The organism is Microbacterium sp. GXF0217, assembly GCF_054798195.1.
Map to the genome: position 1 here is coordinate 287976 of NZ_JBSJZG010000005.1, position 6593 is coordinate 294568.

Annotated in this window: 7 protein-coding genes and 3 tRNA genes; 8 read left to right on the forward strand and 2 right to left on the reverse strand. The window is 67.5% G+C overall.

Annotated elements, in window-relative coordinates; genetic code table 11:
- Positions 1-64: 64 nt before the first annotated feature.
- Positions 65-1378, reverse strand: a complete 1314-nt coding sequence (locus ACWAT3_RS12795) for a peptidoglycan DD-metalloendopeptidase family protein (RefSeq protein ID WP_460798966.1) — start codon at positions 1376-1378, stop codon at positions 65-67.
- 334 nt (positions 1379-1712) lie between these two features.
- On the opposite strand from ACWAT3_RS12795, the gene ACWAT3_RS12800 reads away from it, so the two are divergent.
- The 4 genes from ACWAT3_RS12800 to ACWAT3_RS12815 all read left to right on the forward strand — a co-directional run bounded on the left by ACWAT3_RS12800 (position 1713) and on the right by ACWAT3_RS12815 (position 2589).
- A tRNA-Glu gene (locus tag ACWAT3_RS12800) sits at positions 1713-1785 on the forward strand.
- Between the two features lie 31 nt (positions 1786-1816).
- Positions 1817-1890, forward strand: a tRNA-Asp gene (locus ACWAT3_RS12805).
- Positions 1891-1962: 72 nt separating this feature from the next.
- Positions 1963-2035: transfer RNA gene (locus tag ACWAT3_RS12810), tRNA-Phe, on the forward strand.
- A 227-nt stretch (positions 2036-2262) separates the two neighbouring features.
- Positions 2263-2589, forward strand: a complete 327-nt coding sequence (locus ACWAT3_RS12815) for a phosphotransferase family protein (protein ID WP_460798989.1) — start codon at positions 2263-2265, stop codon at positions 2587-2589.
- Between the two features lie 10 nt (positions 2590-2599).
- On the opposite strand, the gene ACWAT3_RS12820 is transcribed toward ACWAT3_RS12815, so the two are convergent.
- Positions 2600-2845, reverse strand: a complete 246-nt coding sequence (locus ACWAT3_RS12820) for a hypothetical protein (RefSeq protein ID WP_460798967.1) — start codon at positions 2843-2845, stop codon at positions 2600-2602.
- Positions 2846-2918: 73 nt separating this feature from the next.
- On the opposite strand from ACWAT3_RS12820, the gene ACWAT3_RS12825 reads away from it, so the two are divergent.
- The 4 genes from ACWAT3_RS12825 to ACWAT3_RS12840 all read left to right on the forward strand — a co-directional run.
- A complete protein-coding gene (locus ACWAT3_RS12825; protein WP_460798969.1) occupies positions 2919-3215 on the forward strand; it encodes a hypothetical protein in 297 nt (98 codons plus the stop codon).
- A gap of 180 nt (positions 3216-3395) precedes the next feature.
- Positions 3396-4184: a glucose 1-dehydrogenase gene (locus ACWAT3_RS12830; RefSeq protein ID WP_460798971.1), complete on the forward strand. Its 789-nt coding sequence runs from the start codon at positions 3396-3398 to the stop codon at positions 4182-4184.
- Positions 4185-4404: 220 nt separating this feature from the next.
- Positions 4405-5043, forward strand: a complete 639-nt coding sequence (locus ACWAT3_RS12835; protein ID WP_460798972.1) for a YesL family protein — start codon at positions 4405-4407, stop codon at positions 5041-5043.
- A gap of 30 nt (positions 5044-5073) precedes the next feature.
- Positions 5074-6593, forward strand: a 1520-nt coding sequence (locus ACWAT3_RS12840; protein WP_460798974.1) for an extracellular solute-binding protein, incomplete at its 3' end; no start/stop codon positions are given.

Here is a 6593-nt window from a genome sequence, read left to right on the forward strand (position 1 = left end):
CCGATGCTCACACGCAGAACCCCCGGTCCGCTTCGGCGGGCCGGGGGTTCTCGCATGGGCGGGATCAGACGCTGACGCCGCGGTCCGCCATGAACGGGATGGGGTTCACCGGCGAGCCGCCGATGTAGACCTCGAAGTGCAGGTGGCAGCCGAGCGAGTTGCCCGTGTTGCCCGCGTACGCGATGACCTGGCCTGCCGAGACGCGCTGGCCGCGGCTCACCGCGAATCCGCCGGAGCGGATGTGCGCGTAGCCGGTGGCGCTGCCGCCGGCGTGCTGGATGCGGATGTAGTTGCCGTATCCGCCGTTGTAGAAGGCCGCGTCGACGACACCGGAGGTCGCCGCGTAGATCGGGGCGCCGCACCCGTTGGCGAGGTCGACACCGCGATGGAAGCTCGACGAGCACTTGCCGTTCTCGCACCGACTCGGGCGACGTCCGTATCCGGACGAGCGGTGGCCGCCGTGCGGGCGGACCCAGCCGCTGGAGCTGGAGCCTCCACCACCGCCACCGCCGCCGCCTCCGCCGCCTCCGCCGCCGTTGCCGGCGGCGGCTGCGGCCGCAGCGGCCGCAGCCGCAGCGGCTGCTGCTTCTTCGGCTTCGCGCTTCTTGCGTGCTTCCTCGGCCTTGCGGCGCTCTTCGACGCCGACCTGGTACGACGCGACGGTCGCCGCTGTCGCCTCCTTGAGGGCGAGGAGCTGGGTCTGGAGCGTGTCGAGGTTCGCGGACTGCTCGTCGAGTGCGGCCTGCGCTGCATCGGCGGCATCCTGTGCCGCGACCATCTTCTCTTCCGCGATCTTCTGCAGGCGGTCGCGCTCCTCGCGGGCGACGACGGCCTGATCGCTGAGCTGCTGGGCGGAGTTGCGGGCCGCGACGGCGTCGTCGTACACGGTCTGGTTGAACTCGAGCAGCTTGTCCATCGTGCCGAGCTTGGAGAGCAGCTGATCGGCATCCGCTGCGGAGCCGGAGAAGAAGAGCTGAAGCGCGGTGTCGTCACCGCCGTTGCGGTACAGCTGCGCGGCGACCTGGCCGGCTTTGGTGGCGGCCGCGTCAGCGGTTGCCGACTGCTCGTCCGCCTGCGCCTGGAGTTCGTCGGCTTCGGTCGCGGCGTCGAAGAACGCCTGCTGGGCTTCGTAGAACTCGTTGGATGCCGCTTCGGCGGCGGCCTGGGTCTCGGCGACCTTCTGCGTGAGGGCTGCGATGAGTCCCTCGATGCGCTTGACCTCAGCAGCCTTGGCCGCCTCGCTCTGCATGGCCCGCTGGACGTCGTCCCAGCTCGGGTACTCGGCGGCGTACGCGGCGTTCACTCCGTTGGTGATGCCGAAGGCGCTGAGGGCGACGACGCTGAGCGCGCCGACGCCGATGGCCGCGCGACGGGTCATCGACCCGCGATTCCACAGTGCTGTGCGTTCAGCCGCGCTCGGTGCGCAGCCGCAATCCTCGGACGCCGCTCGGGCAGCATCGTCCGCAAGGTACTCGTTCACACGGCTCCTTCCGCCGGTTTCACAGATGTCACACTAACAACAAGATTCACATCTGCAACAGTGTTCGCACCGGTTCGCCCGGGCTCGGGTGCGCCCGAATCGGCACGACTCACGGCATCCATCGTCCTCCCGACACGCCCGATCGGAAAGAGGGCGCGCCCTCGATTCGCGTTTTCGTCAAAGCATCCTTTATGCTTGAGCGTCGGCAAGGAAGTCCTCCGGGACAGACTTCGGCCCCATCGTTTAGCGGCCTAGGACGCCGCCCTTTCACGGCGGTAGCACGGGTTCGAATCCCGTTGGGGTCACTCCTACGGTTCCGATACAATTTAAAAGCATGGCCCTGTAGCGCAGTTGGTTAGCGTGCCGCCCTGTCACGGCGGAGGTCGCGGGTTCAAGTCCCGTCAGGGTCGCTCTGAGCGACAGGCCCTTTTCTCGAAGAGGGCCTGTCGTCTAAGACGCGGCAGGTTGTGAACATGCCGCGAGGCTCTGTAGCTCAGTTGGTAGAGCGCACGACTGAAAATCGTGAGGTCACGGGATCGACGCCCGTCGGAGCCACACGGACCGTCGTTACAACGGTCCCAGAAACCCTCGCCTAGCTTCTACATGGCGGGGGTTTTGCTTTGCCCTGATGATGGGCGCTCGTCCCCAGCGATGCGCTGATCGACCTCGTCGAGCTCAACTCGCAGCTGCCGCGTCGCCGCGGGCGTGAACCTCCGCACCTGCAGTCGGACTGGCTCGCGCGACCGGACGCCGTTCCGGCCCCGCACCTCACGGCGCTCGGGATCTCCGATCTCAATCCCGCGAACGTCCTCTGGGACGGCGAGATGTGCCGCCTGGTCGACTTCGAGGACGGCGGCCTCACGGACCCCGCATACGACTTGGCCGATCACGTCGAGCACATCGCCGCCCGTCTCGCCGACGTCTATGACCCTGCCGGGTTGGCCGCCGCAGGGCTGTCCGACGACGAGCAGGACCGTGTGGATGCGTACCGCCCGCTGTGGGCCGCCTTCTGGCTGGTCATGCGGCTCCCGCGCAACGGCGGATTCGATCGCAATCCGCCAGGCACGACCGAAGCGCAGGCGCGTCACCTGATCGGGCTCATCGGTTGAACTCCCGCTCTCAGTCGGCGCCCCGGGCGCGCGAGCGCAGCAGCCGAACCAGCGCAGCGACGAACAGGGCAGCGCACAGCGCACTGACCGCCCATGCCGCCGGCCAGCCGATCAGCGGCCCGGATGCACAGAAGCTCTGCGACGCCTGAGGCGAATCCGCACAGAATCCCGTCCACGAGCTGAACACGAGAATCGGTCCGAGAACGGCGACGATGAGGGCGATGACCCACGGCCATCGGCGATCTCTCCGGCCCATCGACTCCCCCGATCCTCCGTGACGACCACGCGGTGGCGATCACGGAAGACTACCGCCCGGTAGCGTGAGCAGCATGACGCCTGGGACCCGCCGCATCGAGCTGAATCTTCACAGGCCCTGGTTCGCGCTCTATGCCGGCATCCGTCCGACCCTGGTGATCGAGGGCAAAGGGCAACCGATCCAGTGGGGACTGGGCACCTGGCAGGTCTCGTCCGAGCACGACGTGATCCTCGGGGTGTTCCTGTTCAACCGCATGTGGCGCTTCGGACAGGCAGAGATCACGCTCCGCCCGCAGGACGAGGGGATGCTGAGCTACCGCGCCCCTGCGCTGCCGTTCCTCCGGGGCCGACTCCGGGTGAAGACCGAGTAACGTCCATTCCGCGCTCGGCACGGACGACTCGGGCGGACAGCCCGTGTCAGCTCCCAGCGAAATCCATTCGCGCGGATAGAACCAGGCGTAGCGTGGATGGCGGCCGCGAAAGACGACCCGTCCAGCACCCGCGGCGACATCACGGGCGCCGGACGTCGAATGACAGCTCAGGAGGCTCGAATGACCGACGCACGATTCAGCGACAAGACCATCATCATCACCGGCGGAGGATCGGGCCTCGGCCGCGCGACAGCTGTCCGCCTGGCGAGCGAAGGCGCCAACCTCGCGCTCGTCGACGTGTCAGAGAAAGGCCTCGCTGAGACCGCGGACGCTATCCGCGAGAGCGCGCCGAACGCGCGCATCATCACGACCGTCGCCGACGTCTCCGATGAGGCTCAGGTGCAGGCGTATGTGGATGCCGCCGTCGCCGAGTTCGGTCGCATCGACGGCTTCTTCAACAACGCCGGCATCGAGGGCAAGCAGAACCTCACCGAGAACTTCACCGCAGACGAGTTCGACAAGGTCGTCTCCATCAACCTGCGCGGCGTTTTCCTCGGCCTCGAGAAGGTGCTCGCCGTGATGCACGAGCAGGGCAGCGGTTCCATCGTGAACACCGCGAGCGTCGGTGGAATCCGCGGCGTCGGCAACCAGTCCGGTTACGCCGCCGCCAAGCACGGCGTCGTCGGCCTCACCCGCAACTCGGCCGTCGAGTACGGCAAGTTCGGCATCCGCCTGAACGCCATCGCACCCGGCGCGATCTGGACGCCGATGGTCGAGAACTCGATGAAGCAGATCGACCCGGAGAACCCGCGCAAGGCGGCGGAGCAGTTCATCCAGGCCAACCCCACCAAGCGCTACGGCGAGGCGCACGAGATCGCCGCGGTGGTCGCGTTCCTCCTCTCGGATGACTCGTCGTACGTCAACGCGACGGTCATCCCGATCGACGGCGGACAGTCCGCAGCGTACTGACGCACCCCACCCGAAGGGGGTGGGTTTCGGCGTTCCCTCGCGGGGGCGCCGAGGCCCACCCCCTTCGCCGTGCCACCGGTGAAACGAAGTGAAACGTTTTTATCACGGACCCGGTTTCGGCTTGACGGGCACCCCGGACCGGGGTTAGCGTTCACGGAGCCGCTTTTCGGAAAACGCATTCCGAACAAGTCCGCCCCTGCCCTGCAACGTTGGAGAGCCGATGACGACGAACGCCGCCTCGCCGGTCTGGGCTCTTCGCGCGCAGGCCGCCTTCGAGTGGCTGTGGTGGGTCGCGACCGTCAACCTGCTCTGGATCGTCTTCGCGCTCGCGGGCGGAATCGTGCTCGGCTTCGCACCGGCATCCGTCGCCGCAGCCGAGCTCACCCGCAAGCGGCTCCGCGGAGACGGCTTCGCCGCTGCCCGCTCCTTCGCCCAGGCCTGGCGGCGCGAGTTCTGGCGCGCCAACGCCGCTCTGAGTCCCGCCTTCGCGATCACGGCGCTGCTCGCAACGAGCGCGCTCGGCCAGTACTTCGCCGGTTCACTCGGCGCTCCTCTCGGCATCCTGACCAGCGTCGCCCTTGCCCTGGCCTTCGCCGTCACGACCGTCGCCGTGTCGATGTTCGCGCACTACGACCTCGCCCTGCGCGCCTACGCGCCGACCGCGTTCCGCTGGGTCCTGCGGAGTCTCCCGCACGCCATCCTGCTACTGCTCGCCGCGGTGGTGGTGGTGACCGCCAGCCTCATCCTTCCCGGCATCATCCCGTTCCTCTCGCTCGGCGCCTGGCTCACGCTCAGCACCGCGCTCTGCATCGGCTTCTTCACGGCGAACGACCGCCGCCTCGCCGACCCCACGACCTGATCCCCTCCCCACCCCAACGAAGGAGCTCCCATGAAGCACCGCACCCTCGCCTCCGGCATCGGCATCGCCGCCGTCGCCGCGTTGGCCCTGACCAGCTGTTCCGCCGGCTCGGATGCCGGAACGGAGGCCGCCGAACTGGACACGCTGTCCATCATGGCGCCCTACCTCGTGACCAACGCCCCCGAGGACGGCAACCAGTTCGAGACCGCGATCGAAGACGAGATCGGCGTCGACCTCGACATCACCTGGGTGCCCAACTCGTCGTACGGCGACAAGGTCAACATCACGCTCGCCGGCGACGACCTCCCGCAGGTCATGGTCATCCAGGGCAAGGACCCCGGTTTCGTCCGCAACGCCGAGGCCGGCGCGTTCTGGGACCTCACCGACTACCTCGACGACTACGACAACCTCAAGACCACGTTCCCGCAGGTGCAGCACTCCTCCAGCATCAACGGCAAGGTCTACGGCATCTTCCGCTCGCGCGACGTCATGCGCGAAGCGGTCATCATCCGCAAGGACTGGCTCGCCAACCTGGGCCTCGAGATGCCCACCACGACGGACGAGCTCTACGAAGTCGCGAAGGCGTTCACCGAGAACGACCCCGACGGCAACGGCGTCGACGACACGTACGGTCTCATCATCCCCAAGTGGCCGGGCACGATCGGCACCAACAGCCCGTGGGATGCCATCGAGACCTGGTACGGCGCCGGCAACCGCTGGACCGAGCGCGACGGCGAGCTGGTTCCGAACTTCACTACGGACGAGTGGCTCGAGGCCGTGCAGTTCGAGCGCCAGCTCGTCGAGGACGGCGTGGTCAACCCCGACTACGCGACCTTCGACTCCGCCAAGTGGAACGAGCCGTTCCTCACCGGCAAGGGCGGCATCATCATCGACGTGCACTCGCGCGCCGGCCAGCTGATGACGCTGCTCAAGGAGCAGGACCCCGACAACTTCCAGAACTACGTCGACGTGACCGGCAACCTCGAGGGCCCCGACGGCGAGCTCTACGCCCTCCCGACCGCCGGCTACAGCGGCTTCCTCGCCATCCCGAAGGCGCAGGTCAAGACCGAGGAGCAGCTGCGCTCGGTGCTCGAGGTGCTGAACAAGATGAACTCCGCCGAGGTCGGCCCGCTGTTGAACAACGGCATCGAGGGCGTCACCTACGAGCTCGACGGCGACCTCGCCGTCGCGATCGACGACGTCCCTCAGGCCGACAAGGACACCTCGGCCAGTTACGCGCAGCTCGGCACGAACGTCACCGGCTTCCAGGGATACAACCCCAAGCAGGCCAGCGACTACGAGCAGGAGATGTACGACAAGCGCAAGGAGATCGAGGCCTCCGACCTCGAGTCCGCGGTCTACGACCCGTCGGCCGCCTACGTGTCCGACACCTACGTGTCCAAGGGCGCGCAGCTGGACACGATCGTCGCCGACGCCCGCATCCAGTACATCGCCGGCCAGCTCGACCTCGACGGCCTGCAGGATGCCATCGACCTGTGGCGCTCGAGCGGCGGCGACGCCGTGACCGCCGAGATCAACGAGCTGGCGGA